Raw genomic sequence first — 729 nt, 5'->3', positions numbered from 1 at the left:
CGGCGGCCGTCGCGATCCAGCGGCTGCTGCCGCGGATCGCGCTCGGGACGCTGGGGTAGCGGGGCTCCGCGGCGCGCGGGCGCTCGGGGTGCCGGGCTGGCGCTCGGGGTGCCGGGCTGGCGGGTCTTCGCGCCCAGTGTGCCGTCGGCACGCTCGCTTGGCGGGTCTCAGCGCCGCGCGGAGGCTCGGAATGTCGGCTCGGCGGGTGTCCGCTCCGGGCGGGTACCGGGACGCCGGCCTCGCGGGCTAGACGCCGAGCGCCGAGCCGGGCAGGTCGCTCTGCAGGCCGTCGACGATCCGGCCGAACGCCGCGATCGCCTGGTCGTCGCCGAGACGGCCGGAGTCGACTCCTCCGGCGATGCGCAGGACCTCGGCCCGGCGCTCCGCCCTCTCCACCGCGTCGAGCCCGGAGGCCCCGATCGCTGCGCATGCGCGCACTCGCGCGACGATCGTGCCGACGTGCCATCTGCCGCGTGCCATCTGTCTCCTCCTGAAATCCCCGCCTCTCTTCGGAGCGGACGCACACCCGGATGGGTGCGCGTCCCCGGGTCCTCACCCCCGTCGCTCCGGCGATGCGTCACGAACGGTCGTCATCCGACCGCCGTGGCGACCGTTCGTGACGCATCGATCGAGCTGGGGAGGCGGAGCGCCCGCTCGCGGAGAGGGGTCCGGGGCGCCAGACTGACGGCGAGCGGAGGGAGGCACGATGCGACGCCTCCGCGCCCTCGC

At 76.0% G+C, this 729-nt stretch carries 1 protein-coding gene; it reads right to left on the bottom strand.

The genetic code is table 11. The features are described 5' to 3' along the window. Positions 1-246 precede the first annotated feature (246 nt). Positions 247-480, bottom strand: a complete 234-nt coding sequence (locus tag C5C99_RS16675; protein WP_104333133.1) for a hypothetical protein — start codon at positions 478-480, stop codon at positions 247-249. Positions 481-729: the final 249 nt, after the last annotated feature.

This window comes from Rathayibacter sp. AY1C4 (assembly GCF_002932195.1).
GTDB lineage: Bacteria > Actinomycetota > Actinomycetes > Actinomycetales > Microbacteriaceae > Rathayibacter.
Note: the sequence above shows the minus strand (reverse complement) of the source record. Positions and strands in the feature narration are given on the sequence as shown.